The organism is Bradyrhizobium sp. SUTN9-2, from assembly GCF_003122645.1.
In the GTDB taxonomy this organism is placed as follows: Bacteria; Pseudomonadota; Alphaproteobacteria; order Rhizobiales; family Xanthobacteraceae; genus Bradyrhizobium; species Bradyrhizobium yuanmingense.
In genome coordinates this window covers 4,281,289-4,307,764 of record NZ_LAXE01000001.1, presented here as the reverse complement: position 1 = coordinate 4,307,764, position 26,476 = coordinate 4,281,289, and the positions used below count along the sequence as shown (strand labels likewise).

General features: G+C 64.2%; 22 protein-coding genes. 10 read left to right on the top strand and 12 right to left on the bottom strand.

Annotated elements, in window-relative coordinates:
- Positions 1–40: 40 nt before the first annotated feature.
- A complete protein-coding gene (gene eno / locus XF30_RS20025) occupies positions 41–1,324 on the bottom strand; it encodes a phosphopyruvate hydratase (RefSeq protein ID WP_109145783.1) in 1,284 nt (427 codons plus the stop codon).
- 174 nt (positions 1,325–1,498) lie between these two features.
- Here eno and XF30_RS20020 point away from each other — a divergent pair, with 174 nt between their 5' ends.
- Both XF30_RS20020 and queF read left to right on the top strand, forming a co-directional pair.
- Positions 1,499–2,476: a Vgb family protein gene (locus XF30_RS20020; protein WP_109143643.1), complete on the top strand. Its 978-nt coding sequence runs from the start codon at positions 1,499–1,501 to the stop codon at positions 2,474–2,476.
- A gap of 110 nt (positions 2,477–2,586) precedes the next feature.
- Entirely contained in the window at positions 2,587–3,063 is a 477-nt protein-coding gene (queF, locus tag XF30_RS20015) for a preQ(1) synthase (protein ID WP_192893427.1), read from the top strand.
- Positions 3,064–3,141: 78 nt separating this feature from the next.
- On the opposite strand, the gene acmB is transcribed toward queF, so the two are convergent.
- Both acmB and XF30_RS20005 read right to left on the bottom strand, forming a co-directional pair.
- Positions 3,142–4,335: a methyl acetate hydrolase AcmB gene (gene acmB, locus XF30_RS20010; RefSeq protein WP_109143642.1), complete on the bottom strand. Its 1,194-nt coding sequence runs from the start codon at positions 4,333–4,335 to the stop codon at positions 3,142–3,144.
- A 55-nt stretch (positions 4,336–4,390) separates the two neighbouring features.
- Positions 4,391–6,031: a flavin-containing monooxygenase gene (locus XF30_RS20005; RefSeq protein WP_036009884.1), complete on the bottom strand. Its 1,641-nt coding sequence runs from the start codon at positions 6,029–6,031 to the stop codon at positions 4,391–4,393.
- 312 nt (positions 6,032–6,343) lie between these two features.
- Between XF30_RS20005 and XF30_RS20000 the strand changes: the two genes are divergently transcribed.
- The gene (locus XF30_RS20000; protein WP_109143641.1) at positions 6,344–7,231 is read left to right on the top strand and encodes a helix-turn-helix domain-containing protein; all 888 of its coding nucleotides are present in this window, start codon (positions 6,344–6,346) and stop codon (positions 7,229–7,231) included.
- A 199-nt stretch (positions 7,232–7,430) separates the two neighbouring features.
- Here the strand turns inward: XF30_RS20000 and XF30_RS19995 are convergent, their stop codons facing one another.
- Positions 7,431–7,676, bottom strand: a complete 246-nt coding sequence (locus XF30_RS19995) for a cyclic nucleotide-binding domain-containing protein (RefSeq protein WP_225140012.1) — start codon at positions 7,674–7,676, stop codon at positions 7,431–7,433.
- 60 nt (positions 7,677–7,736) lie between these two features.
- Positions 7,737–8,825 carry a cyclase family protein gene (locus XF30_RS19990; protein ID WP_036025182.1) on the bottom strand — a complete coding sequence of 363 codons (1,089 nt, stop codon included), beginning with the start codon at positions 8,823–8,825 and terminating at the stop codon, positions 7,737–7,739.
- Between the two features lie 116 nt (positions 8,826–8,941).
- On the opposite strand from XF30_RS19990, the gene XF30_RS19985 reads away from it, so the two are divergent.
- Complete coding sequence (locus XF30_RS19985) at positions 8,942–10,015, top strand: CobW family GTP-binding protein (protein WP_109143640.1); 1,074 nt, start codon at positions 8,942–8,944, stop codon at positions 10,013–10,015.
- Positions 10,016–10,072: 57 nt separating this feature from the next.
- On the opposite strand, the gene XF30_RS19980 is transcribed toward XF30_RS19985, so the two are convergent.
- The 3 genes from XF30_RS19980 to XF30_RS19970 form a co-directional block, all read right to left on the bottom strand.
- Complete coding sequence (locus tag XF30_RS19980) at positions 10,073–11,281, bottom strand: MFS transporter (RefSeq protein WP_057030505.1); 1,209 nt, start codon at positions 11,279–11,281, stop codon at positions 10,073–10,075.
- Positions 11,281–12,129: a 3-deoxy-8-phosphooctulonate synthase gene (gene kdsA, locus XF30_RS19975; protein WP_109143639.1), complete on the bottom strand. Its 849-nt coding sequence runs from the start codon at positions 12,127–12,129 to the stop codon at positions 11,281–11,283. Before kdsA ends, XF30_RS19980 begins: the two co-directional genes overlap by 1 nt.
- Positions 12,130–12,242: 113 nt before the next feature.
- Positions 12,243–12,569: an NIPSNAP family protein gene (locus XF30_RS19970; RefSeq protein ID WP_057030503.1), complete on the bottom strand. Its 327-nt coding sequence runs from the start codon at positions 12,567–12,569 to the stop codon at positions 12,243–12,245.
- A gap of 458 nt (positions 12,570–13,027) precedes the next feature.
- Here XF30_RS19970 and XF30_RS19965 point away from each other — a divergent pair, with 458 nt between their 5' ends.
- Positions 13,028–14,443 (top strand): tetratricopeptide repeat protein, encoded by a 1,416-nt coding sequence (locus XF30_RS19965; protein ID WP_204524512.1) that lies wholly within the window; start codon positions 13,028–13,030, stop codon positions 14,441–14,443.
- A 42-nt stretch (positions 14,444–14,485) separates the two neighbouring features.
- Here XF30_RS19965 and pyrG read toward each other — a convergent pair whose 3' ends face one another.
- The 3 genes from pyrG to tpiA form a co-directional block, all read right to left on the bottom strand.
- Complete coding sequence (pyrG, locus tag XF30_RS19960) at positions 14,486–16,117, bottom strand: CTP synthase (RefSeq protein ID WP_109143637.1); 1,632 nt, start codon at positions 16,115–16,117, stop codon at positions 14,486–14,488.
- Positions 16,118–16,283: 166 nt separating this feature from the next.
- Entirely contained in the window at positions 16,284–16,667 is a 384-nt protein-coding gene (gene secG, locus XF30_RS19955) for a preprotein translocase subunit SecG (RefSeq protein WP_036009912.1), read from the bottom strand.
- 140 nt (positions 16,668–16,807) lie between these two features.
- Positions 16,808–17,563, bottom strand: a complete 756-nt coding sequence (tpiA, locus tag XF30_RS19950; RefSeq protein ID WP_109143636.1) for a triose-phosphate isomerase — start codon at positions 17,561–17,563, stop codon at positions 16,808–16,810.
- Between the two features lie 224 nt (positions 17,564–17,787).
- Here tpiA and XF30_RS19945 point away from each other — a divergent pair, with 224 nt between their 5' ends.
- From XF30_RS19945 to XF30_RS19925, 5 genes are all read left to right on the top strand, one after another.
- Positions 17,788–19,686 carry a SurA N-terminal domain-containing protein gene (locus XF30_RS19945; protein ID WP_109143635.1) on the top strand — a complete coding sequence of 633 codons (1,899 nt, stop codon included), beginning with the start codon at positions 17,788–17,790 and terminating at the stop codon, positions 19,684–19,686.
- Between the two features lie 14 nt (positions 19,687–19,700).
- Positions 19,701–20,714, top strand: a complete 1,014-nt coding sequence (trpD, locus tag XF30_RS19940; protein WP_036025193.1) for an anthranilate phosphoribosyltransferase — start codon at positions 19,701–19,703, stop codon at positions 20,712–20,714.
- Positions 20,715–20,722: 8 nt separating this feature from the next.
- The gene (gene trpC, locus XF30_RS19935; RefSeq protein ID WP_109143634.1) at positions 20,723–21,544 is read left to right on the top strand and encodes an indole-3-glycerol phosphate synthase TrpC; all 822 of its coding nucleotides are present in this window, start codon (positions 20,723–20,725) and stop codon (positions 21,542–21,544) included.
- A gap of 1 nt (position 21,545) precedes the next feature.
- Positions 21,546–22,079, top strand: coding sequence for a cyclic pyranopterin monophosphate synthase MoaC (moaC, locus tag XF30_RS19930; RefSeq protein ID WP_109143633.1), 534 nt, complete (start codon positions 21,546–21,548; stop codon positions 22,077–22,079).
- A 177-nt stretch (positions 22,080–22,256) separates the two neighbouring features.
- The gene (locus tag XF30_RS19925; RefSeq protein ID WP_109145782.1) at positions 22,257–24,989 is read left to right on the top strand and encodes a bifunctional diguanylate cyclase/phosphodiesterase; all 2,733 of its coding nucleotides are present in this window, start codon (positions 22,257–22,259) and stop codon (positions 24,987–24,989) included.
- 81 nt (positions 24,990–25,070) lie between these two features.
- Here XF30_RS19925 and XF30_RS19920 read toward each other — a convergent pair whose 3' ends face one another.
- Positions 25,071–26,405: a S41 family peptidase gene (locus XF30_RS19920; RefSeq protein WP_036009952.1), complete on the bottom strand. Its 1,335-nt coding sequence runs from the start codon at positions 26,403–26,405 to the stop codon at positions 25,071–25,073.
- Positions 26,406–26,476 lie beyond the last annotated feature (71 nt).

The following is a 26,476-nucleotide window of genomic DNA, read 5'->3' as shown; positions in this document are numbered from 1 at the left end:
CCTCCCCTGTCCTTCTGTTCGCGCGGATCGAGACGCCGGCTTACGCCAGCGCCTTCAGTGCCGCCCTGCCGCCATAGAGCGCCTGCTTGCCGAGCTGCTGCTCGATGCGCAAGAGCTGGTTGTATTTGGCGGTCCGGTCGGACCTTGCAAGGGAGCCGGTCTTGATCTGACCGCAATTGGTGGCGACCGCGAGGTCGGCGATGGTGGAATCCTCGGTCTCGCCGGAGCGGTGCGACATCACCGAGGTGTAGCCGGCCTTGTGCGCCATCTCGACCGCGGCGAGCGTCTCGGTCAGCGTGCCGATCTGGTTGACCTTGATCAGGATCGAGTTGGCGCGGCCGGTCTTGATGCCTTCGGCAAGGCGCTTGACGTTGGTGACGAAGAGGTCGTCGCCGACCAGCTGGCACTTCTTGCCGATCAGGTCAGTGAGCTCCTTCCAGCCGTCCATGTCGTCTTCCGACATGCCGTCCTCGATGGTCACGATCGGATAGCGCGCGACGAGGTCGGCAAGATACTTCGCCTGCTCGGTGATCGAACGGGTCTTGCCCTCGCCTTCATAGACGTATTTGCCGTCCTTGAAGAACTCGGTCGAGGCGCAGTCGAGGCCGAGCATGATGTCGGTGCCCGCCTTGAAGCCGGCCTTGCCGATCGCATTCATGACGAAGTCGAGCGCGGCGTCCGCCGACGGCAGGTTCGGAGCGAAACCGCCCTCGTCGCCGACATTGGTGTTGTGGCCGGCCTTCTTCAATTCGGACTTCAGCGTATGGAAGACTTCCGCGCCGTAGCGCAGGCCCTCGGCAAAGCTCGAGGCGCCGACCGGCAGGATCATGAATTCCTGGAAGTCGATCGGGTTGTCGGCGTGCACGCCGCCATTGATGATGTTCATCATCGGCACCGGCAGCAGGCGCGCGGAGGTGCCGCCGACGTAGCGATAGAGCGGCATGTCGAGCGAATTCGCGGCCGCCTTGGCGCAGGCCAGCGAGACGCCGAGGATGGCGTTGGCGCCGAGCCGGCTCTTGTTCGGCGTGCCGTCGAGGTCGATCATGATCTGGTCGATCTGGGCCTGCTGCTCGACATCGAGGCCGCTCAGGGCCTCGAAGATCTCGCCATTGACGGCGCCGACCGCCTTGGTCACGCCCTTGCCGAGATAGCGGGCCTTGTCGCCGTCGCGCAGTTCCACGGCCTCATGGGCGCCGGTGGAGGCGCCGGACGGAACCGCGGCGCGGCCGAGCGCGCCGTCCTCCAGCACGACATCGACCTCGACGGTGGGATTGCCCCGACTATCGAGAATTTCGCGGCCGATGATGTCGATGATGGCGGTCATGATGTCCACTTCCGTTCGTTGGGGCTGATCGGTGCCGCGGGTCTTACACGGGCCGCAAGCAAATGTGAACGCTTGGACGCACGGCTCCGACTGACGCGAAAGGCGCCTCAGAATATGCTCGACCGCATCTGGTCCGCGTGCCCAACCTCAATCTCAAACAGTCGGGGTAACGCCATGAATCGCCGCCAATTTCTTGCTTCGAGCGCCGCGCTGCTCGCCGCCCGCCCAGGTTTTGCGCAGGAAGGCCCGTTCCGGACGAGATACTACCCGATCAGCCCAGGCATCGGCCTGCACGATCTCACGCCCGCCCCTGACGGCACGATCTGGTTCACGGCGCAGGGCAAGGGCCTGCTCGGCAGCCTCGATCCACGCGATGGCCGTTTCAAGACGGTCAGCCTAGGCCAGGGCGCAGCCCCACACGGCGTAACCGTCGGGCCCGACGGTGCGCCCTGGATCACCGAAGGCGGCCAGAACGCGATTGCGCGGGTCGACCCTGCCGATCTCAAGGTGACGCTGTTCCGCCTGCCGGAAAAGTTAGCCTCCGCCAATCTCAACACCGGCGTGTTCGACAGGGATGGCACCTACTGGTTCACCGGCCAGTCCGGCTATTACGGCCGGCTGTCTCCGAAGACCGGCGAGATGAACGTGTTCAAGGCACCGAAGGGGGTCGGCCCCTACGGCATCACGGTCACGCCCAAGGGCGATATCTGGTACGCCTCCCTCGGCGGCAGCCATATCGCGAAGATCGACCGCGCGGGCGGCAATGCGACCGTGGTCGAACCGCCGACCCCGAACCAGGGGTCGCGGCGTGTCTGGTCGGATTCGAAGGGCCGGATCTGGGTCAGCGAGTGGAACAGCGGCCACGTCTCGGTGCATGATCCCGCCGACGGCTCGTGGAAGACCTGGAAGCTGCCGGGCGAACGTCCCCGCGCCTATGCCGTTTATGTCGACGATAAGGACAAGGTCTGGCTGACCGATTTCTCCGCCAACGCCATCGTGCGCTTCGATCCCGCCACAGAAAAGTTCAATGTCTTCGCCAGCGACAAGGCCAACGCCAATGTCCGCCAGCTCGACGGCCGTCCGGGCGAGCTATGGGGCTGCGAGTCCGGCAACGACCGGATCGTCATGATCCAGACAATCGCCGCCGGTTGACGACGAGCCCGTTTGCGTCCATCCCGGCATCCTCTGGAGCGCGATCTTATCGCGCTCCTATTGCTTAATTGAGCATGATCTTTCGGAAAACCGGCCCACTTTTCCGGATCATGCTCCACAGGATGTTGACGACGATGGCGAAAAAGTCCCTCCAGCTCGGCCGCGCGGTCGAATGGCCGCACACGCCGGAAGAGGCCCAACTCGACCGCGTGCCCAATCCGCAGAAAGGCACGGATTATCTGGTGCGCTTCACCGTGCCGGAATTCACCTCGCTCTGCCCGGTTACGGGCCAGCCGGATTTCGCGCATCTGATGATCGACTACGCGCCGGGGGCGTGGCTCTTGGAGTCGAAATCGCTCAAGCTCTACATCGCGAGCTTCCGCAATCACGGCGCCTTCCACGAGGACTGCACCGTGATGATCGGCAAGCGTATCGCGTCCGAGATCAAGCCGAAATTCCTGCGCATCGGCGGCTATTGGTATCCGCGCGGCGGCATCCCGATCGACGTGTTCTGGCAGACCGGCCGCGTGCCGAAGGGCCTGTGGGTGCCGGAGCAAGGCGTGGCGCCCTATCGCGGGCGGGGCTAGAGCATGCTCGGTCACGTGTGACCATCAAGAGAAAACGGCCTCGGTCGACAGCGACGAGGCCGCTCTCGCAGCACGGTCCTAGCTTGCCAAGCGCTGCCTCAGGCTCTGGTAGAGCGCCGTCTCGAAGTTCATATAGCCGATGAACGATGTCGGATCACCGAAGGGCAGAATCTGGGTGGCCCAGAACCCGCCGACGTTGTTCTGCCGATCGATCCAGTAGAACAGGTTGGCAAGCCCGGCCCAGCCAAGCGCGCCGGCGGGACGTCCTGTCGGGGCTTCCTCGTCGTTGACCATGAAGCTCAACGCCCAGGATTTGGATTGGCCCGGAAAGAATTCCGCATCATTGCACAGTGACGGGATGACACCCGTGATCGGCGTTACCTTCCTGTCGCCCAGATGGTTCTTTTCCGCCATCCGAACGGTTTCGGCTTTCAGCACGCGGCCGTGTTCGCCAACCCCTTCATTCAGCCACATGCGGATGAAACGCATGTAGTCGCCGACCGTGCCGTACAGGCCGTGGCCGCCCATATGGACTTCGGGCTTTGCTGGAAGCTCGAAATCCATCGGCGCCAGGGACCCGTCGGCATTCCGCGCGTGGATGCCGGCCAGTTTCTGGCGCATCGCATCGGTCAGCTCGAAGGTCATGTCCTCGATCCCGAGCGGTTCGAAGATGCGTGTCTTGAAGACTTCACCGAGTCGCTTGCCCGCGATGGCCTCGACGATCTGGCCGCACCAGTCGAGATTTGTTCCATAGTCCCAGCGCTCGCCGGGATCGAACAGCAGCGGGGTTATCAGGGAGGCCTTGGTCGCGGTGATCACGCTGGGCTGCCCCTTCTCCTGCGCCAGCCGGTTGTAGATGTGGTTGATGAAATCGTAGCTCAGGCCCGCCGTGTGGGTCATCAGCATGCGCGTGGTGATATCGCGCTTCGGTGCACGCAGGATCGGCTCGCCCGCTGCATCGAAGCCCTCGATCACCTGCAGCTTTCCGATCTCGTTCGCGTAACGCTTCGCGGGCGCATCGAGATCGAGCTTGCCCTCCTCGACGAGTTGCAGAACGGCCGTGCCGGTAATCGCCTTGGTGGTGGAGAAAAGGGCAAAGACGCTGTCGGTGGTCATGTCCGCCGGCCGATCGAGACGGCGTTTGCCGGCTGCGCCTTCATAGATGTTGCGCCGGCGGTCCGTCACCATCGCGACAACGCCGGGCACGCGCGGCGTGGATGTGACGACGCCGTCGAGAACGGCATCTGCCGTCGCGCCAAAATTCATGATCATGATCGTCCTCCCGTGCTGGATTGTTTGATGTGGTCGACGCTCGCGTCGCGAGCGCTCATTGCATCGCGAAGCCCTCGTAACCGTTCACCGCGACCTCGTCGCACTTCTGTCGATACGCGCCGACGCCGCCGCAGTACGACAGGACACGGCGCGGCTTGCCTTCGACGTTCGAGCCCAGGTACCAGGAATTGGTTTTCGCGATCAGCGTCGCGTTTGCGATCTCATCGTGATGGGCCACCCAGCTGTCCTGGGCGTCCTTTGTCGGCTCGACCACCTTCAGATCCTTGCTGCGCATGTACTTGATGCAGTCATCGATCCATTCGACCTGCTGCTGCAGGCACGTGGTCATGTTGCACAGCGCAGCCGATGGAGCGAGCGGAACGGCGGTCGTGAACAGGTTGGGATAGCCGTGAACCTGCAGGCCCATCGTGGTGCGGATGTCCCTGCCCCAGTCCTCCCTCAGCGATCGGCCGTCGCGGCCCCTGATATCGATGCGCGTCAAGGCACCGGTGCCGGCGTCGAAGCCGGTCGCTAGGATAATGACATCCAGCTCATGGACCGTACCGTCAGCGGTCTGAATACCAGTGGGCGTGACGCGATCGATCGGATTGCTCTTGACGCTGACGATCTCGACGTTGGGGCGATGGAAGGCCTCGAGGAAGTTCTGCTCGAGCGGCACACGGTGCGTTCCGAAGCCATAATCGGCAGGAATCAACGCATCGCACAGTTTCGGATCCTCGAGCCGCTCGCGCATCTTCCCGCGCACGAATTCGGAGATCTCGGCATTGACCTCCGGGTCGAAGAACAGCTCGGCGAACGAGGATATCCATAGCTTCAGAGAACCGTCATTCCAGCAGGCCTCGATCACCGCGCGGCGGCGCTCCGGCGTGAGGTCTGCCCAGGCGTGCTCGAAGTCGTATTCAAAGCCGGTGAATGTGCGCGGCAGGCGTTCGGTGAGTGACTTGAATCTCGACTTGTAGTCCTCGACCTCCGCGGCCCCAAATTTCGGATTCTTCATCGGGATGATGTATTGCGGCGTCCGGATGAACACCTTGAGATGGCCGACATCGCCGGCGATCGTCTGGATGACCTGGATGCCGGTCGCACCGTTGCCGATGACTCCGACGCGCTTGCCTGCGAGGTCGACAGGCTGCTCCGGCCAGCGCGCCGTATGGAACAACCGTCCCTTGAAAGTCTCCTGCCCAGGAAAGGATACGTAGGGAGCCGACAGCATGCCGCAGCAGGTGACCAGAAACTGGGTGTCGATCACGTCGCCCCGGTCGGTCGTGACCAGCCAGCGCTGCGTGGCCTCGTTGAAGTGCGCGCTCTTGACCGTCGTACTGAACTGGATGTCCTTGCGCAGATCGAGACGGTCGGCGACGTAGTTCATCCAGCGCTCGATTTCGGGCTGGCCCGGAAACTTCTCGCTCCAGCTCCAATCCTTGTAGAGCTCCTCGGAGAAAAGATACTGATAGATGTAGGCCTCGGAGTCGAAGCGCGCGCCGGGATATCGATTCCAATACCACGTGCCGCCTACGCCTGACGCGGCGTCGATCCCCCTGACGCTCAATCCCTGCTCGCGCAGACGATAGAGTTGATAGAGCCCGGCGACGCCGGCTCCGACAACCACGGCATCGAATCTCGCTGGTCCATGCGAACCGTTGCTTCCATTGGATTTGGTCAGGGCTTCCGCCATTTCTTCCTCCTCGGTGATTTTTGAGTGCGCACGACCTTCCCCATCCGTCATACGATCGGATGGTGGTGCAGCGCGTCATTGTTGATCCCATCAGTGCGGGACGGGGGAAGCTATGAGTATTCCGGCGGCTGGAGCTTGAACAAATCGGACAATTCTTTGAACGAAGCCGGACGTCCGTTGCCGGTTCTGCAGTTCGGCAACGCGGCTCGCTTGGCAAATGGCAAAACCGGCTTATGCTCGTCTCCGCCGTTCGGCCAATGAGAAGCAGAAGCGGTCAACCGCGCCTTAGAATCAGGGAAGGAGTCGCGCGCGATGGGCCAATTAATCACGGTTGAGGAGCTCCCCCGCTACGCTCCCGGCCAATTGATGCTGGACAGTTCCGCCGTGGGCAAGGCTGACTTTCGGTTGCGCGTCTTCCGCTATGCGCCGTCCGACATCTGGGTGCCGCCGTCCGAGAATTTCCTGATCGTCGTCTATCGCGAAGGCACCACGTCAATGAACCGCCGTGTGACCGGCGCGTGGAAGCAGGATCACGTCGGACGCGGTGTCACAACCCTGCTGACACGTGCGGAGCCTTCGAACTGGCGCTGGAGCAACGACCTCGAAGTCAGCCATTTCTACATCTCGCCGAGCCTGATGACGAAGACCGCGAGCGAGGCATTCGACCGCGAGTCAGAAGGCGTCGAACTCCACGATCTGCTCAGGATCGAAGATCCGGTGCTGACCTGGATCGGCGACCGGATGGTGCAGGAAGTGTCCGAAGGCGGCCCGGGCGGCCGGCTCTGCTACGATGCGCTGGCACTTCAGGCGAGCGTGCACATCTTGCGAAAATGCGCCTCGGTTGAATTCAAGCTGCCCTGCTCGCAGGGGCGCTTCAGGCCAGCGCATGCAAGGCTGATCGAGGACTATGTCGAACAGAACATCTCCAGGAACATTACGCTCGAGGAGCTAGCCAACATCTGCAACTGCTCGCCGGTGCAGTTCGCGCGCAAGTTCCAGGTGCACTATGGCATGCGGCCGCATGCCTATGTCCTGAGCCGCAAGGTGGAGCGCGCCCGCCAACATCTGCGCAAGGATCGGCTCGCCCTGAAGGAAATTGCGCTCTTGAGCGGATTTTCCGATCAAAGCCATCTTAATCGGATTTTCCGCAGACACATGAACGTCACGCCGGCTGAGTATCGCAGGAGCTGCGCGAGCTAGCCTCCTCCGCCCAGTGTGACGTGGACGAAGTGAGACAGCCCCCACCCGTGTTCCGCGCAAGGTGCAGCGCGAAACGCTGCGCCCCGCACAGCCGGGACCGAGCGCCACGAATTCCGGACCCCGGATCAGCAACGCACCACGCCGCAAGTGCGGCGCGCTGCGTCGCATCAGGGGAACGAAAAACAATGTCTCGGTATAGTCAGTAGGCGCTCAGCAAATCCACCTTGGCATTCGCAAGCACCAGCCGCCGCGCCAGGATGGCGGCAAGATTGCGCACGATCTTCAACGACGTTTCCGGGTGCAGCCGGCGGTAATCGGCAAAGCTGTCGAGCGGCAGTTCGAGGCAGGTGACGGGCGTGTCGGCGAAGACGTCGGCGCTGCGGCTGTGCTCCAGGATCGCCATCTCGCCGAATTCCATGCCGGGACCATGCGAGGCGAGCCGCACGCCGCTCCGCAGCTCGCGCGGTGGGCGGGGACGTCCCGCCCACACGCTTTTTCATCCGCCTCAGGTGATCGCGATCGGGCAGCCATTGCTGCCGGTCGCGCCTTTGATCGGCGATGGCGTGAAGCAGTAGACGAACTGGTACTTCTTGTCGGCAATCAACTCGTCGAAGATCAGGTTCTCGTGGTTGAGAATGCCGTGCTTGGTCTGCAATTCGGAATGAACCGCGAAAGCGAGCGACTTGTCGGGATTGGGCACCACTTCGACCGCCCAAGTGTCGGCCGCAGTCAGCGCGAGATCCTTCTCGATGATCCACTTCGCGGCATCGAGGCCGATCCCAGGCTCGCCGCTATTGTAGCGATCATTGTTCTTCATCCACAGGGAGCCCCAGCCGGTGTGGAACATGATCGCATCGCCTGGCTTGATGTCGCTCTCCGCGATGCTTTGCTTCGCTAGCGCCGCCTTGATATCGGCTGAGGTGATCTCTTGGCCCGCATCCATCATGCCGCCCTTCAGCGCGACCATATCGATCAGGTGGGCGCGTGTGAACAGCGGCTTGAGCTTCTCGGTGCCAAGCTTCTTCAGGCCGTAGGCGTCGCCGATCTCAGCGGCAGTGAAGCCGTTGTAGAAGCGCATCTCGCTCTTGTCGCCGTCCTTGCCCAACTGGATACCGATATGGCCGAGTCCGTCGAATTGTGTGCCGGTCTGGCCGATTTCGGTGGCGAGAAACTCGTCGTGATAGACGAGCTTGTTGTCGCCGAACGGGCCGCCAGTCGGCCCGCCGGGAATGCGCAACGAGAATGCGCGGGCGCCGAACAACGGCATGCCTTGCTCGTAAACGCGGCCGATCTTGTAGATCTTGCCATCCTTGATCCACTTCACGGCATCGAGAACCTTCGCCGGCGTGATGTGGTTCGACGCGCCAGCCTCGTCGTCCTTGCCCCATTTCGAGGGCCACCAAGGCTTGTCCACGCCCTTTGGCATCGCCGGGGTTTGGGCTTGGGCCGCGGTGATCGGTGCAAGTGAGAACTTGCCGTGCATCGCACCTGCGAATGCCGCCCCGGCCGCACCAGCAAGGCCTGCCGTGCGGAGCAAGGTCCGCCGATCGGTCGCCGCACCGCCCTTCTCTTCATCGCCTTTGGTATCGTCCATCGCTTCCTCCCGGGGTGTGCCCGCTAAGATCGGGCTTAAGATCCTGTTTTCGGAATGCTCGTCCTCCATTAGGCTGTTGTCCAGCGACAAAAATAAGACCAGGGTTGAGGACGCCGATGAGCCTGTTCGAGAGCGACAAATCCGCCGAGCGGACTCCGGTGTCACTGATCACCGGCTTTCTTGGCAGCGGCAAGACCACACTGCTCAACCGCCTGCTGCGCCACGACGCGATGAAGGACAGCGCCGTCGTCATCAACGAATATGGCGAGGTCAGCCTCGACCACCTCCTCGTGGAACGCGTGGACGGCGAAGTCGCCGTGCTTGCGAGTGGTTGTATTTGCTGCACTATTCGAAGCGATCTGGAAGAAACCCTGCGCGCGCTGCTGGTGCGCCGCGATCGTGGCGAGGTACCGGCGTTCCGCAGGATTTTGGTCGAGACGACGGGGTTGGCTGATCCCGCTCCCATCGCTCAGCTGCTGCTGAACAACCCCTTGGTCTCGCATTTCCTGCGGCTCGACACCGTGGTGACGACCGTCGACGCGGTCAATGCTGCGCGGCAGCTCGACCGCCAATACGAGGCGGTGAAGCAGGTCGCGCTCGCTGACCGGCTGCTGATCACCAAACGCGATTTGGTCAATGATACTGACGCACTGGACTTGCGGCTTCGTCGGCTCAATCCCAGCGCCAGGATCGAGAACGTGGCGCATGGCGATGTCGATCCGGCTCAGCTGTTCGGCGCAGCCCTCATTGACCCCGAAAAGAAGACAGCCGATATCGAGCGCTGGCTCAACGAGCAGGCGTTCGCCGACGCCGCCAAGGCTGCACATGAGAGCGGCCCCCATCATGATGACGGTCATGCCCATCACGAGCATCATAGCCACGATGCATCGATCCTTAACTTCATGATCGCATTCGACGATCCCCTTGACTGGATGGCCGTATCGCGCTGGCTCGCGCATCTGCGCGCCACCCGGGGCGAGGACCTCTTGCGGGTCAAGGGCATCTTGAATCTTCGCGATGAAGAGACGCCGGTCGCGGTTCATGGCGTCCACCACGTCTTCCATCCGCCGGTGGCGCTTGCAAAATGGCCCCATGCTGCCGACCGCCGTTCGCGCATCGTGTTCATCACCCGTGGCATTACGCGTCACGAGGTGCTTGACCTCTGGCAGGAGGCCCACGCGGGCGCCTGAGCGCCACAAAGACCGCTCGCGAAGCTTTTTGAGAGGGCGCTTCTTCCGGACGCGGCCTCAGACGCGGGCGTCTGACGGCGCCCGCTGCTTGAGCAGCCGCGCGCAGACGAGGCCGAGCAGCACCATGATCGCGGCGCTCGAAGACAGGGTCGCCATCTTGCCGGCATGCTGAAGCCCGAAGCCATAGGCGAGCGGTCCCACCGTCTGTCCCATGAAGAAGAAGAACGAATGCAGCGACATTGCCGTGGCGCGCGCCTCGACCGAGAGCTCGCTGGCGAAGACCTGGAGACAGCCATGGGCGATGTAGAAGCCCCAGCCCATCACGACGAGATTCAGCGCCTGCACTTCCCAGCGTGGACCGAAGGCGACGGCGATGAGCTGTGAGGCCACCAGCGTCATCCCTGCGATCATCATGCCCTTCACGCCGAGCCAAGGCAGCAGGCGCGACACCGTCAGCGTGTAGAACAGGCCGCCGACCGCAAAGCCGGCGATGACGATGCCGGCGATCGATAGCGAGGTCTGGCCGAGCTCGAACAGGAACGAAGCGATGTAAGGAAACAGGCCGAGCACGCAGCAGCCTTCGATGAACACCGCCGAATAGCAGACATAGGCATTCGGGTTGGTGAAGATAGTGCGATAGCCGGCCTTCAACGCCGACAGGCTCGTCTTCGGCGGATGCTTGACCTTGGCGCCACGAAAGCCGGCCGCGACCGCGATCGATGCGATGATCACGAGGACACCGAGCACCGCCAGCACGCCGCGCCAGCCGAGGAAATCACCGATCAGGCCTGAGGCCGAGGCGCCGAGCAGATTGCCCGTCATGGCGCCGGCGAGCGTGCGGCTGATCGCAACCTGGCGTTTCTCGGGACCGACGAGATCGCTGGTCAGGCTGAGCGCCACCGGAAATACGCCGCCGGAGCCGATGCCCGCGAGGATGCGAGTTGCGAACAGAACCGAGAACGACGTCGAGAATGCGCCCAGGATGTTCGCGAAGCCGAGCAGCGCGAGGCAGCCGATCATCAGCCGGGTCTTGCCGAACAGGTCGGCGGCGGCCCCGATGATCGGCTGGATGATCGAGAAGGTGAAGGCGAACACCGCGGCAAAGCCCGCGGCGGTCGCGATGCTGACGCCAAAATCCTCGGCGACGTGCGGCAGCACCGGATCGAGCGCGCGGGCCGACAAGGCAGCGGCAAAGCTTGCGCCTGAGATGACGTAAAGCGCCGTCGGCAAGCCGTGATCTTGCGGCCGCGCCTCGCTCTGCTGCATCAGCGCGGATTCTTTGCCAGCGCGTCGAACGCCATCAGCCGGGCGATGAGCCCCTCGAAGTCGCGCAGCGGTACCATGTTGGGACCGTCGGACGGCGCGCGATCGGGATCGGGATGGGTCTCGATGAAGACGCCGGCAACGCCGACCGCGACAGCTGCACGCGCCAGCACCGGGACGAATTCGCGCTCGCCGCCCGAGGACGTCCCCTTCCCGCCCGGCTGCTGCACCGAATGAGTGGCGTCGAAGATCACGGGCGCGCCGGTGGTGCGCGCCAGGATCGGCAGCGCGCGCATGTCGGAGACGAGCGTGTTGTAGCCGAACGAGGCGCCACGCTCGGTGACGAGCACGTTGGAATTGCCAGCGCTGGTGATCTTGGTCACGACGTTGGCCATGTCCCAGGGTGCCAGGAACTGGCCCTTCTTGACGTTGACGACCTTGCCGGTCGCGGCCGCCGCCAGCAGCAGATCGGTCTGCCGGCACAGAAAGGCTGGAATCTGCAGGATGTCCACAGCCTGCGCCACCTCGGCGCATTGCGTGGCTTCGTGCACGTCGGTCAGAACAGGCAAGCCGAGCGAGGATCGGATTTCCGCGAAGATCGGCAGCGACGGCGCAAGACCCAGCCCGCGCGCCGCCGCCGCGCTGGTGCGATTGGCCTTGTCGAACGAGGTCTTGTAGACGAGGCCGATGTTCAGCCGCTCCGCGATCTCCTTCAGCGCGGAGGCGACCTCCAGCGCATGCTGGCGGCTCTCGAGCTGGCAGGGCCCAGCAATGACCGAGATCGGCAAATCATTGCCGAATTTGACCCTGCCGATGGTGACGACCGGCGCCGCCGAATTCGAAGAGCTCAAGGCACATCCCTCGTTTCGGCGCGACCATAGCCGCCACGAGGGTCGGATCAACCCTCTTCCGCCCGGACGGTCCGAATATCAGGGTTGCGCCAGGGTTCCCTGTCCGCTGCCTGCTACTTCACCGCCGAGAAGGCGGTCGGCGCCAGGATCTGGCTGACGATGTTGGCGACGATCTGGCCGTCGGCTTCGCTCTCGGCGCGCGCCTTCATCCAGTCCGGATCGGTCATGAACGCGCCCCACTTCTTCTCGCGCTCGGCAAGCGAGTCCCAGGCGAGGAAATAGGTCAGCTCCTGGTTGGATTCGCCGATCAGGGTGGTGAAGAACCCGGCCTGCTTGATGCCATGCTTCTCCCAAATCTTGAGCGTGGCGGTCTCGAACCGTTTGAGCAATGCCGGTAGGCGGCCGGGCACGCAACGATAGACGCGCATTTCGTAGATCATTCTTGCTCCCTCCCTGGCAGGAGCGGCGGTTATACCCGCTGGCCACAACTCTGTCTTGAGCCTCACCCGGGGCCCCCTCATGGCGTTCCGCGCATAGCTCGATAGCGCGGGGCCGGCGCTCTTGATAATGTGCAGGCTCGGTCAGGGCGCATCAGCCGCCGACGGCCCGAGAGCAATCGGCAAAACGACCGAAGCGATCAAAGGGGGCGAAGGCAATGACCTATTTTGATCTCGGACCCTACAGCCGCAAAATCACCACGACTTCGCCCGATGCGCAGCTCTGGTTTGACCGAGGGCTCAACTGGGTGTTCGGATTCAACCACGGCGAGGCGATCAAATGTTTTCGCAAGGCGCTCGAGTTCGATAGCAGCTGCGCGATGGCGCATTGGGGCATCGGCTACGCCGCGGGTCCCAACTACAACCTGCCCTGGGTCCGCTATGACGCACAAGGCCGTCAATTGGCGCTGGCGGGATCATACGATGCGACGCAGGACGCCCTCGCGCAGGCGGAGAGGGCGAGCCCGGTCGAGCAAGCGCTGATCCGCGCCTTGTCGGCGCGCTATCCGCAGCGTGAAGCGATCGAGGACATGGCGCCGTGGGACAAGGCCTTCACGCGAGAGATGCGAAAGGTCTTCGCCACGTATCCCGAAGATCTCGAGGTCCGAGCCATCTTTGCCGAATCGATCATGAACGAGACGCCGTGGCTGATGTGGGACCTTGAGTCTGGAGAACCCACCAAGGGCGCTGGCACCGAGGAATGCAGGGCCGTGCTCGAACAAGCTTTCGATCGATGGCCGGCTGCGTGGAATCATCCGGGGCTGCTCCATCTCTACGTCCACCTCATGGAGATGTCGCCCTTCCCGCAAAAGGCGATGCGGGCTGGGGACCGGCTGCGCGGGATCGCCCCCGATAGCGGCCATCTGATCCACATGCCGACGCATCTCGACGTGCTGTGCGGGCAGTACAACGACGTCCTGCTCTACAATCAGAAGGCGCTGGCGACCGACCGCAGATTCCTCGCTTATTCGGACGATCCGGGTGTCTACCTGGTCTATGTCATCCACAACTTCCACTTCGCCATCTACGGCGCGATGTTCCTGGGTCAATACGCCCCCGCTATCGCAGCGGCCGAGGAACTCATTGCCACCGTGCCCGAGCCAGTGCTGCGCATTCAATCGCCCCCCATGGCGGACTTCCTGGAAGGCTACTTGACGATGAAGCAGCACGTTCTCGTGCGTTTCGGCAAATGGCACGACATCATTGCCCAACAGCTACCGGAGGATCGCGAGCTATACTGCTCCGTGACGGCAATGATCCACTACGCCAAGGCGGTGGCTCATTCAGCGCTTGGCCACGTCACTGAGGCCGAAGCCGAGAAAGCGTTGTTCGCTCAGGCGAAGACACGCGTGCCGGAGAGCCGGCTCGTGCACAACAACAAGGTCGTCGCCCTGCTCGGCGTGGCCGAAGCCATGTTGAATGGCGAACTGGAATATCGCAAAGCCAATTACGACCTCGCGTTCGCTGAGCTGCGCAGATCGGTCGCACTCAGCGACGCCTTGCCCTATGACGAGCCGTGGGGATGGATGCAGCCACCGCGTCACGCACTCGGCGCGCTGCTGCTGGAGCAGGGACGAATCGAGGAAGCCGAGGCAGTGTACCGTTCCGATCTCGGCCTGGATGGAAAGCTGAGCCGGGCCTGCCAGCATCCCGACAATCTGTGGTCGCTTCACGGCTTGCACGAATGTCTCATGCGGCGTGGCGACAAGGCCGAGAGGCCGCTGATCAAGCAGCGACTTGACCTCGCCCAGTCGCGGGCGGAGGTGCCGATCAAGGCATCTTGCTTCTGCCGCAGGATGGACATCGCGGCCGCGTAGCCGGACGTGCGAGCAAGACTTTGTCAGGGCAGACCGAGCCGGCTACACCAGCCGGCTCTGCTTCGCCGCCGCCTCGATGAACGAAGCGAACAGCGGATGCGGCTCAAAGGGGCGCGACTTCAGCTCGGGGTGGAACTGGACGCCGATGAACCAGGGGTGATCCTCGTACTCGACGATTTCAGGCAGCACGCCGTCGGGCGAGAGGCCTGAGAACTTCAAGCCGTGCTGCTCGAGGCGGTCCTTGTAGGCGGTGTTGACCTCGTAGCGATGGCGGTGACGCTCGGAGATTTCGGTTGCGCCGCCATAGACCTGCGAGACGCGGCTGCCGCGGTTGAGCGTTGCCGGATAGGCGCCAAGCCGCATCGTGCCGCCGAGATCGCCGGCCTGCGAGCGCTTCTCCAGCTCGTTGCCGCGCAGCCATTCCGTCATCAGGCCGACCAGCGGCTCCTTGGTCGGGCCGAACTCGGTGGAGTTGGCGTCCTCGATGCCGACGAGGTTTCGCGCGGCCTCGATCACCGCCATCTGCATGCCGAAGCAGATGCCGAAATACGGCACGTCGCGCTCGCGCGCGAACTGCGCCGCCCTGATCTTGCCCTCTGCGCCGCGCTGGCCGAATCCGCCGGGCACCAGGATGCCGTTGACGTGCTCGAGGAACGGCGCCGGATCCTCCTTCTCGAAGATCTCGCTCTCGATCCAGTCCAGATTGACCTTCACCTTGTTGGCGATGCCGCCATGCGAGAGCGCCTCGATCAGCGACTTATACGCATCCTTCATGCCGGTGTACTTGCCGACGATGGCGATGGTGACGTTGCCCTCGGGATTGCGGATGCGCTCGTTGATCTCCTGCCAGCTGCGCAGCTCCGGCGGAATCCGCGAGGCGATGCCCAAGGCAGCGAGCACTTCGTCGTCGAGGCCCGCATTGTGGTAGGCCTCGGGGACCGCGTAGATGTTGTCGACGTCGCGCGCCTCGATCACGGCGCTTTCGCGCACGTTGCAGAACAGCCCGAGCTTGCGCCGCTCTTCCTTCGGGATCTCGCGGTCGGTGCGGCAGAGCAGGATGTCCGGCTGGATGCCGATCGAGCGCAGCTCCTTCACGGAGTGCTGCGTCGGCTTCGTCTTCAGCTCACCGGCGCTGGGAATATAGGGCAGCAGCGTCAGATGGATGTAGACGGCGTGATCGCGCGGCAGCTCGTTCTTGAGCTGGCGGATCGCCTCGAAGAACGGCAGGCCCTCGATGTCGCCGACGGTGCCGCCGATCTCGACCAGCACGAAGTCGTAATCGTCGTTGCCGTCGAGGACGAATTCCTTGATGGCATTGGTGACGTGCGGAACAACCTGGATGGTCGCGCCGAGATAATCGCCGCGGCGCTCCTTGGAGATGATGTCCTGGTAGATGCGTCCGGTCGTGATGTTGTCGGCCTTGGTCGCCGGCCGGCCGGTGAAGCGCTCGTAGTGACCGAGATCGAGATCGGTCTCCGCGCCGTCATCGGTCACGAACACTTCGCCGTGCTGATACGGCGACATCGTTCCGGGATCGAGGTTGAGATAGGGGTCGAGCTTGCGGAGGCGGACCTTGTAGCCTCGGGCCTGCAGCAGGGCACCCAGTGCCGCCGAAGCCAGACCCTTGCCGAGCGAAGAAACCACGCCGCCGGTGATGAATATGTACCGCGCCATGGGACTTAACCTCTAATCCCCTAAATACGATTCGCCAAAGCGATTCGTATTCCGCCCCAAAGATTTTGCGGGCCTGTGGGTGAGCCGAAACGAAGAGTGATGACAGTGCCTTGATGGGGATTGTTGATGCAGGACGGTAGCTACTGCCCTGCATGGCCCCCCTGCTTTATTGCGAGCGCGGCACCTGAGGACCGGTCGGAGCCGGTGCCTGCTGCTGCTCGTCAGCCTTCTTCAGTGAATCCAGGATGCCGCCCGAGGTCGGCGGCGCGATCGGCGACCCGCCGGCCGGCTGGGTCTGCGAGGGCTGGCCGATGATCGACGACGGCTTGCGGTCGTAACCGGCATACCAGGACAGGAACAGGCTGGTGAGGAAGAAGCCGACGGCCAGGATCGCGGTGGTCCGCGTCAGAAGGTTCGCCGTGCCGCGGCTCGACATGAAGCCCGCGCCGCCGCCCATGCCGAGGCCGCCGCCTTCCGACTTCTGGAGCAGGACGGCACCGATCATGACGGCGACGATCATGAGGTGGATGACGATGACAACGGTCTGCATGATATCCTTCCGTCACAAGCGGGCGGCGCCTGACGGCGGCCGATCGCGCTTCGCGGGTTTTCCTGAAGTTGCGCGGTGTTACACGATCGGAGGTGGCATTGCCACCCCCGATCGGGCCCGGTCCCGCGGTTTGGACTTAGCTAGGGGCAGCCCTTAGCGATCGCAAGGAAATCGGCCGCCTTCAGGCTGGCACCGCCGACCAGAGCCCCGTTGACGTTCTTCACCGCCATCAGTTCGGCCGCGTTCGAGGGCTTGACCGAGCCGCCGTAGAGGATTCGCATCGTCGCGCCCTCAGCCTTGAACCTGATGGTCAGGAGTTCCCGGATAAACCCATGAATCTGCTCGACATCCTTGGCTGTGGGGGTCAGCCCGGTGCCGATCGCCCAGACCGGCTCATAGGCCACGACCAGATTGGCCGCCGTCGAGCCCTCTGGCAGCGAGCCGTCGAGCTGGCCGCGCAGGATGTCCAGGGTCTGGCCGGCGTCGCGCTGGCCCTGCGTTTCGCCGATGCAGACGACCGCAACGGCCCCGGCGCGCCAGGCCGCCTCGGCCTTCTGCCGGATCAGCGCGTCTCCCTCCCCGTGGTCGGCGCGGCGCTCGGAATGGCCGACGATGATGGCGGTCGCGCCTGCATCGGCGAGCATTTCGGCGGCGATATCGCCGGTGTGGGCGCCGAAGGCCTTGGGGTGGCAGTCCTGGGCCCCGACCGCGACCTTCTTGCCGCGCGCCTTCTCGGCGAACGCCGCAACCAGGGTCGCCGGCGGGCAGACCAGCAGGTCGGCCTTGCCAGCCACGTCTGCCGCCCCGTTGAGCATGGCGTCGAATTCAGCAGCCTGGGCTTTCAGGCCGTTCATTTTCCAATTGCCCGCGATCAGCGGTCGGATGGCGTCGGTCATGTCAATGTCCAGCAGAATGAGGTTTGTTCATGCGCTAGCAGAGGTGCTCCTGCAGTTCCAGAGACCAGAGGCCCTTTCGCCGCAGCCTCAAGTGGTCGCCCGGGGCGAGGTTGCGGGGGGAAAGCCGCCACTTTATGATGATCTATCAATTTGGTGACGCGCTTTTGCGGAATCTGCATTAAGACGCGCTCCCGTTCCCCTCCTGACCAAACAAGTTGGACCAAATGCTCCGAGGAATACGCAAGGCCTCATCGAACTGGCTCGGCAAGATCGTTATGGCCGTGGTGATGGGCGTGTTGATCATCAGTTTCGGCATTTGGGGCATTGCCGACATCTTCAAGGGCTTCGGCCAGTCCACGGTCGCCAAGATCGGCAGCACCGAGATCTCGCTCAACGAGTTCCGCCAGATCTACACCGACCGCCTGCAACAGATCAGCCGCCAGTTCGGCCGTCCGTTGACGCCCGACCAAGCGCGCGCGTTCGGCCTTGACCGCCAGGTGCTGCAGCAGACCATTGCCGAGGCCGCGCTCGACGAAGAGGCGCGCCGGCTCGGCCTCGGCCAATCCGACGAGCAGATCCGCCAGCTCATCATGAACGACCCCAACTTCAAGGGTATCGGCGGCAATTTCGACCCCAATCGCTTCCAAGCCTTGATCCGCAATTTCGGCTACACCGAGCAGCGCTATGTCGCCGAGCAGCGCAAGGTATCGCTGCGCCGGCAGATCACCGGCACGGTCGGCGCCGGCCTCGAGCCCCCGAAGGCCATGGTCGACGTCCTGACGCGCTACCAGAACGAACAACGCTCGATTGAATTCGTCCGGCTCGACGCCGCGCAGGCCGGTCCGATCGACCCGCCCTCGCCCGAGGCGCTTGCCGCCTATTTCGAGGATCACAAGGTCCAGTTCCGCGCGCCCGAATATCGCAAGATCTCCTTCGTCGTGGTCTCGCCGGAAGAAATCGGCAAATGGACCGAGGTCTCGGACGAGGATGCCCGGAAGATGTTCGAGCAGCGCAAGGACCGGCTCGGCACGCCTGAGAAGCGCCAGATCCAGCAGATCGTCTTTCCGAACGTTGCCGAAGCGCAGGCCGCTCGCGAGCGCCTCGTCGGCGGCACGTCGTTCGAGGACATCGGCAAGGAACGCGGGCTGAGCGCCTCCGACGTCGACCTGGGGCTTGTGACTAAGTCTTCGCTCGCGCCCGCCGTCGGCGATGCCGCGTTCGCGCTGCCTGCCGGCGAGATCAGCCAGCCGATCCAGAGCGGGCTCGGCGTTGCGATCGTCAGGGTCGACAAGATCGAGCCGGGCGCCGAGGCCGACTACGCCAAGCTTGCCGGCGACATCAAGCGCGAGATCGCGACTGAGCGTGCACGCGTCAAGGTCGCCGACCTCCGCGACAAGATGGAAGACGAGCGTGGCGGCGGCTCCAGCGTGATCGACGCGGCGCAGAAGCTCGGCCTCACCGCCGTGACCATCGAGGCCGTCGACCGCTCCGGCCGCGCCCCGAACGGCCAGCCGGTCGCCAACATCCCGCAGGGCCTCGACGTGGTTTCGCAGGCCTTCAACACCGACGTCGGCGTCGACAACGACGCGATATCGTTCAAGGGTGGCTATGTCTGGTACGACGTGCTCGCCATCACGCCCTCGCGGGACCGCAATCTCGACGAGGTCCGCGACCAGGTCGAGGCGCGCTGGCGCCAGGACCAGATCGCCGCCAAGCTGAAGGCCAAGGCGACCGAGATGGTGCAAAAGCTCGATGCGGGCGGCAAGCTCGCCGACGAGGCCACCGCCGTCGGCGCCAAGGTCGAGACCGCGACGGGCTTCAAGCGCGACGACTCGCCCGCCGGCGTGCCCGGCACCGTCGTGGCGGCGGCCTTCCGCACCGCCAAGGACGGCATCGGACAGACGGCCGTGAGCGGCGGCAGCGAGGTGATCGTGTTCCGCGTCACCGACATCGTCGATCCCGCGGTCGACTTTGCCTCCGACGCGGTCAAGAAGCTGAAGGAGAGCCTCGACCGCGCCCAAACCGAGGAGCAGGTCGCTTCCTACGTCAACAAGCTTGAAACCGACATCGGGACCACCATTAATCAGGCCGCCTTCGCGCAGGTGACCGGCGCGAACCAGTGAGTTGAAAGCACGCGATGGACGACCTGAAATCGATCATTGGAAAAGTGGCGACCGGCGCCAGCCTGTCGCGTGACGAAGCCGCTTCCGCCTTCGATGCCATGATGAGCGGCGAGGCCACGCCCTCGCAGATGGGCGGGCTCTTGATGGCGCTGCGGGTGCGCGGCGAGACCGTGGACGAGATCACCGGCGCGGTCGCGGCGATGCGCGCGAAGATGCTGACCGTGCAGGCGCCGCCGGAGGCAGTCGACATCGTCGGCACCGGCGGCGACGGCTCCGGCTCGGTCAACGTCTCGACTTGCGCGTCCTTCATCGTCGCGGGCGCCGGCGTGCCCGTGGCCAAGCACGGCAACCGCGCGCTGTCGTCGCGCTCGGGCGCCGCCGACGTGCTGGCCTCGCTCGGGGTGAAGATCGATCTCAAGCCGGAGCAGGTCGGCCGCTGCGTGCGCGAATGCGGCATCGGCTTCATGTTTGCCCCCGCCCACCATCCCGCCATGAAGAACGTCGGCCCGACCCGGGTCGAGCTCGCCACGCGCACGATCTTCAATCTGCTCGGTCCCCTGTCGAATCCGGCCGGCGTGAAACGGCAGATGGTCGGCGTGTTCTCCAGGCAATGGGTACAGCCGCTGGCGCAGGTGCTGAAGAATCTCGGCTCCGACTCCGCCTGGGTGGTGCACGGGTCCGATGGTCTCGACGAGATCACCCTCACCGGCCCGACCTTCGTCTCCGCGCTCCACAACGGCGAGATCCGGAATTTCGAGGTGACGCCGGAGGAAGCCGGGCTCCCGCGTTGCGAGGCCGGTGCGCTCAAAGGCGGTGACGCCGATGCCAACGCGATCGCGTTGCAGAGCGTGCTCGACGGCAAGCCGAGCCCCTATCGCGACGTGGCGCTGCTCAACGCAGCCGCCGCGCTGGTCGTGGCCGGCCGCGCCAAGGACCTCAAGGAGGGCGTCGCGATCGGCGTCCGCTCGATCGACAGCGGCGCAGCCAACGCGAAGCTGAAGCACCTGGTCACGGTCTCCAAGAGCTGAACTCCCGCATGTCCGACATCCTGACCAAGATCGAGAGCTACAAGCGCGAGGAGATCGCGGCGGCGAAGCGAGCGCGTCCGCTCTCCACCGTTGAGGCGCAGGCCAAGGCCGCCTCCGCGCCGCGCGGCTTCCTGCGCGCGATCAAGGCAAAGCACGCCAACGGCGGCTACGCGCTGATTGCCGAGATCAAGAAGGCCTCGCCCTCCAAGGGACTCATTCGCGCCGATTTCGACCCGCCGGCACTCGCAAAGGCCTATGAAGCCGGCGGCGCTGCCTGCCTGTCGGTGCTGACCGACACGCCCTCGTTCCAGGGCCATCTCGACTTCATGGTAGCCGCGCGCGAAGCAACCTCGCTCCCCGTGCTGCGCAAGGATTTCCTGTTCGATCCCTATCAGGTGGTCGAGGCCCGCGCACACGGCGCCGACTGCATCCTGATCATCATGGCGGCGCTCGATGACGCCGCGGCAAGAGACCTCGAAGACGCCGCCCTCGCCTACGGCATGGACGTCTTGATCGAGATCCATGACCGCGCCGAGCTCGACCGGGCGCTGAGACTTCGCTCGCCGATGATCGGGGTCAACAACCGTAATCTTCGGACCTTCGAAACCACGCTCGCGACCAGCGAGGCCTTGGCGCCGCTGATCCCTTCGGACCGGCTGATGGTCGGCGAGAGCGGCATCTTCACGCCCGCCGACCTCGCCCGGCTCGAGCGCGTCGGTATGTCGACGTTCCTGGTCGGCGAGAGCCTGATGCGGCAGGCCGACGTCACGGCGGCGACGCGCGCGCTGCTCGTGCGCGAGGCGACGGCGCGCGCGGCGGGCACGCGCTGACATGGCGCGCAAGCCGGCGAAGACCATTTCAGCCAAGACGAAGCAGGCCAAAGCAAAGGCCGGCCCCGCCCTCACCCATATCGGCGCCTCCGGCGAGGCGCGGATGGTCGACGTCTCGGACAAGCCAGCGACGGAGCGGCTGGCGGTCGCCGAGGGCCGCGTCGTCATGACCAAGACGACGCTCGATCTGATCGTGTCCGGCAACGCCAAGAAAGGCGACGTGCTCGGCACCGCGCGCATCGCCGGCATCATGGCCGCCAAGCGCACCTCGGAGCTGATCCCGCTCTGCCATCCGCTCGCCCTGTCGAAGGTCATTGTCGGTATCGAGCCTGACGCCAAGCTGCCGGGCTGCGTGGTACGGGCCACCGTGAAGGTGACGGGACCGACCGGCGTCGAGATGGAGGCGCTCACGGCGGTGTCGGTCGCCTGCCTCACCATCTACGACATGATCAAGGCCGTCGAGCGCGGCGTGCGCATCGAGGGCATCCATCTGGTCGAGAAGCTCGGCGGCAAATCCGGCCATTACCGCGCCTGAAGCGGGCTTGCGTTAGCGCCCCACTTTCGCGCCGCGCGCATGGTTTGCTTTTGCGCGCGAGTATTCACGTCTCGTTAACCGCGCTTCCTAACTTTACTTCCACACCGTCACCGTAAACCAACGGATGTTCTCAGGGTCCTGAATTGATCCTGACGTGTGCGCGGCAACGAATCCAGCATGAAGATGAAATTCGGCAGTCGTCTCTTTGACCAGGTCTTCGTGCGCAGCGGCCCGATCCGCTGGCTTGTGGTTGGCGGCACGCTGCTGATCGCGGCCATCGCCATAGGCTCGGTCCTGATGGCGCAGAACTTCCGGGAGCGGGCGCTGCGCAATTCCGGTCGCGAGCTGGAAAACACCGTGCTGCTGCTTGCTCATCATTTCGATCAGCAATTGCAGGATTTCGCCGTCATCCAGAAGGGTTTCGTCGACTACGTCCGCACCACCGGAATTACCACCGGAGAGGAGTATCGCAAGCGCCTCTCGGGCGAGGACGTGCACCGGATGCTGCGGTCGAAGATCGAGGCGCTGCCCTATATGGGCGGTCTCAACATCATCGATGCCGAAGGCAATCTGATCAATTCGTCGACCGCATGGCCGACGCCCAAGGTGAATGTCGCCGATCGCGCCTACTTCCGCACTTTCAAGTACGATCCCAATGCACCTGATGTCCTGATCGAGCCGCTGCACAGCCGCGTCTCCGGTGCGTGGACCATTCTGGTGGCCCGGAGGGTCGTCGGGCCACGCGGCGAGTTCCTCGGCGTGGTCGGACGCGGGATCGAGCCCGCCAATTTCGAGAAATTCTTCGCCTCCGTGGTGCTCGGCGAAGGCGCGACGATCTCGATGCTGCATCGCGACGGCACACTGCTCGCCCGCTATCCGCAGTCCGGCGAATTGATGGGGCGAAACTTCAAGACCGGACCGTTCGAGCATCAAAGGGTGTTCGGGCTCGATCATTTCGCCGGCCGCTTCAACAGCCCCGTCGACGGCGAGGACCGGCTGATCTCCTCCCGTGCCCTGCCCCACTTCCCGATCCTGGTGATGGCCACCACGACGCGCGCAGCGGCCTTGGCTGACTGGCGCGAGCAGATCGGCATTCTGATCTCGATCGCAGCCTCTTCCGCGCTCGCGATCGCAGGCGTGCTGATTGCCGTCGTGCGCAAGCTGCTGGAGCAGCACCGCCTTTCGCGCGAACAGCTGACGCTGGAGAAGCAGCGGCTCGACCGCGCCGTCAACAACATGACGCAGGGCCTGTTGCTGTTCGATTCCGAGCAGCGGCTCGTGGTCTGCAATCAGCGCTACATCGAGATGTACGGCTTGTCGGCCGAGATCGTGAAGCCCGGCTTGAGCTTTCGCGACATCATCGCCCATCGCAAGACGACCGGCTCGTTTACCGGCGACGTCGATGCCTACGCCGCGCGCGTCCTGAAGGACATTCATCTCCGCAACTCCATGGTGGTCGATACCGCCGACGGCCGCTCGATCCACATCCTCAACGAGCCGCTCGCGGATGGCGGCTGGGTGGCAACCCACGAGGACATCACGGAGCGCCGGCGCATCGAGGAGCGCATCACCCACCTCGCCCATTACGACGCACTGACTGACCTGCCCAACCGCGCTATGTTCCACGAGCATCTGCGGCAGGAGCTGGCCACGGCGCGCGACGGCGAGCAGACCGCGGTGCACTACATCGATATCGACGAGTTCAAGGGCGTCAACGACGCGCTCGGCCATCTCGTCGGCGACGAGCTGTTGAAATCGATCGCGACCAACCTCCGCCGCTGTGCGGGTCCCGCAGACTTCGTGGCGCGACTCGGCGGCGACGAATTCGCCATCGTGCAGGGCGCGGTAACGTCGTTGGATCAGGTCAACGAGCTCGTCGCGCGCGTCTTCGAAACCATCCGCACGCCGGTCGACTGCATGGGCCATCATCTCACCAGCGACGCCAGCATCGGTATCGCGCTCGCGCCGGAGCACGGCACGGCGCTCGACCAGATCCTGAAGAACGCGGACATGGCAATGTACGCGGCCAAGTCCGCCGGACGCCACACCTACCGCTTCTTCGAGCCGGACATGGACGCCAAGGTCCGCGAACGCCGCCAGCTCGAGGGCGACCTGCGCCACGCCATCGCGCAAGGAGATCGCGAAGGCGGGCTCGAGGTGTATTACCAGCCCTGCCTCGGCCTGAAGGACGACCGCATCACCGGCTGCGAGGCTTTGGTGCGCTGGCGCCATCCCGAGCGCGGCTGGGTCTCTCCCGCCGATTTCATCCCGATCGCCGAGGACACCGGCCTGATCAACGAGATCGGCGAATGGGTGCTGGCGACCGCGTGCCGGGACGCGGCAAGCTGGCCCGACGACATCCGTCTCGCCGTCAACGTCTCGCCGGTGCAGTTCAAGAGCGGCACGCTGGCGCTGAAGATCATGGCGGCGCTCGCCACGTCGAACCTGCCGGCGAGCCGACTCGAGCTCGAGATCACCGAGGCGGTCCTGATCCGCGACGACGATGCCGCGCTTGCCATCCTGCACCAGCTCCGCGCCATCGGCGTGCGCATCGCGCTCGACGATTTCGGCACCGGCTACTCGTCACTGAGCTATCTGCACCGCTTCCCGTTCGACAAGATCAAGATCGACCGCTGCTTCGTCGAGGACATCGCCCGTCCCGACGGCTCCGCCAGCATCGTTCAAGCCGTCGTCAACCTGGCGGCCGCCCGTCGCATGACAACGACGGCCGAGGGTGTCGAGACCGAGGAGCAGCAGCGCCTGCTGCGCACGCTCGGATGCTCCGAGATGCAAGGCTATCTGTTCAGCGCCGCCAAGCCCGCCGACAAGATGCTGGAGTTGTTCGCGCTGCATCGCAGCCGGCTCGCCCGGCGCGAAGGCAGCGAGAGCCGCCGCCGCGAGGTCGGTTAGGTCGAAACGGCGCTGCAAACGAAATCGCCCGGAAGCGGTCCTCCGCTCCCGGGCGAAACATGATCCGGAACGTCGTAAGATCTAGTTCGGCACTGCAGCCTTCGTCGCGCGCTTGGCGGCGACCGCATTTGCCGTAACGCCGTGGAGGAAGTCGTAGGCTGCGTGCAGAGCCTTGTCGTCCTTCTCTTCCGGCGGAACGTAGGACTGCGATCCGGTCTGCTCGGTGCCGTCGGCCGACAGATGCCCGCGCATCTGGGATTCCGCCATGGTGTCCATCCGCCCCTTCAGCTCGGGCGGCACGTCCTGGAGGATCTCGATGTCGGGCGCGATGCCCTGGGCCTGGATCGAGCGGCCCGACGGCGTGTAGTAGCGCGCCGTGGTCAGTGCCAGCGCGCCATTGCCGGAGCCGAGCGGAATGATGGTCTGCACCGAGCCCTTACCAAACGATCGCGTGCCGATCAACGTCGCGCGCTTGTGGTCGTGCAGCGCACCGGCAACGATCTCCGAGGCCGAGGCCGAGCCGCCGTTGATCAGCACCACGATCGGCTTGCCTTTGGTGAGATCACCGCCATGGGCGGTGAAGCGCTGGGTTTCTTCCGGACTGCGGCCGCGGGTCGAAACGACCTCGCCGCGCTGCAAGAAGGCGCTCGACACCGACACGGCCTGGTCGAGCAGGCCGCCCGGATTGTTGCGCAGATCAACCACGTAGCCGGCGAGCTTCTCCGGCGGGACCTGCTTGGAGACCGAGGCGATCGCCTTCTTCAGGCCGTCGGCGGTCTGCTCGTTGAACGAGGTGATGCGGATATAGCCGATGTCGCCGTTCTCGACGCGGAAGCGCACCGGACGCACATGGATGATCTCGCGCGTGATCGCAACCTCGAGCGGCGCATCCGCACCCTTGCGGATGATGGTCAGCTTGGTCTTGGTGTCGACCGGTCCCTTCATCTTGTTGACCGCCTGCTCGAGCGTCATGCCCTGCACGGCCTCGCCGTCGATCTTGCCGATGAGGTCGCCGGACATGATGCCGGCCTTCGAAGCCGGCGTGTCGTCGATCGGCGAGACGACCTTGACGAGGCCATCCTCCATCGTGACCTCGATGCCGAGCCCGCCGAACTCGCCGGAGGTGGTCTCCTGCATCTCGGTCCAGGCCTTGGCGTTCATGTAGCGCGAATGCGGGTCGAGCGAGGTCACCATGCCGGTGATCGCCCCCTCGATCAGCTTGGCATTGTCCGGCTTCTCGACATAGCTGGCCTTGACCCGCTCGAACACCGCGCCGAACAGATTGAGCTGGGAATAAGCATCACCCGCACTCACTGCCGCCCGCGCTGCCCATACGCCGCCCTGCGGGCTGGCTACCAGAAGGGTCAGGCACGCTCCCGTGAGCGCGCCCAGGGGGAACAGCAGGGTTTTCCGCATGAAGGTGCCTTTTGTGCTTGGCGTTTCTCTTGAGGCTGGGAGACGCCATGCAAATGGCGATCCAGTCCATC

Coding starts and splice junctions, on each gene's coding strand:
- eno (WP_109145783.1), bottom strand. CDS start 1,324: ATGACCGCCATCATCGACATCATCGGCCGCGAAATTCTCGATAGTCGG.
- XF30_RS20020 (WP_109143643.1), top strand. CDS start 1,499: ATGAATCGCCGCCAATTTCTTGCTTCGAGCGCCGCGCTGCTCGCCGCC.
- queF (WP_192893427.1), top strand. CDS start 2,587: ATGCTCCACAGGATGTTGACGACGATGGCGAAAAAGTCCCTCCAGCTC.
- acmB (WP_109143642.1), bottom strand. CDS start 4,335: ATGATCATGAATTTTGGCGCGACGGCAGATGCCGTTCTCGACGGCGTC.
- XF30_RS20005 (WP_036009884.1), bottom strand. CDS start 6,031: ATGGCGGAAGCCCTGACCAAATCCAATGGAAGCAACGGTTCGCATGGA.
- XF30_RS20000 (WP_109143641.1), top strand. CDS start 6,344: ATGGGCCAATTAATCACGGTTGAGGAGCTCCCCCGCTACGCTCCCGGC.
- XF30_RS19990 (WP_036025182.1), bottom strand. CDS start 8,825: ATGGACGATACCAAAGGCGATGAAGAGAAGGGCGGTGCGGCGACCGAT.
- XF30_RS19985 (WP_109143640.1), top strand. CDS start 8,942: ATGAGCCTGTTCGAGAGCGACAAATCCGCCGAGCGGACTCCGGTGTCA.
- XF30_RS19980 (WP_057030505.1), bottom strand. CDS start 11,281: ATGCAGCAGAGCGAGGCGCGGCCGCAAGATCACGGCTTGCCGACGGCG.
- XF30_RS19970 (WP_057030503.1), bottom strand. CDS start 12,569: ATGATCTACGAAATGCGCGTCTATCGTTGCGTGCCCGGCCGCCTACCG.
- pyrG (WP_109143637.1), bottom strand. CDS start 16,117: ATGGCGCGGTACATATTCATCACCGGCGGCGTGGTTTCTTCGCTCGGC.
- secG (WP_036009912.1), bottom strand. CDS start 16,667: ATGCAGACCGTTGTCATCGTCATCCACCTCATGATCGTCGCCGTCATG.
- tpiA (WP_109143636.1), bottom strand. CDS start 17,563: ATGACCGACGCCATCCGACCGCTGATCGCGGGCAATTGGAAAATGAAC.
- XF30_RS19945 (WP_109143635.1), top strand. CDS start 17,788: ATGCTCCGAGGAATACGCAAGGCCTCATCGAACTGGCTCGGCAAGATC.
- trpD (WP_036025193.1), top strand. CDS start 19,701: ATGGACGACCTGAAATCGATCATTGGAAAAGTGGCGACCGGCGCCAGC.
- trpC (WP_109143634.1), top strand. CDS start 20,723: ATGTCCGACATCCTGACCAAGATCGAGAGCTACAAGCGCGAGGAGATC.
- moaC (WP_109143633.1), top strand. CDS start 21,546: ATGGCGCGCAAGCCGGCGAAGACCATTTCAGCCAAGACGAAGCAGGCC.
- XF30_RS19925 (WP_109145782.1), top strand. CDS start 22,257: ATGAAGATGAAATTCGGCAGTCGTCTCTTTGACCAGGTCTTCGTGCGC.
- XF30_RS19920 (WP_036009952.1), bottom strand. CDS start 26,405: ATGCGGAAAACCCTGCTGTTCCCCCTGGGCGCGCTCACGGGAGCGTGC.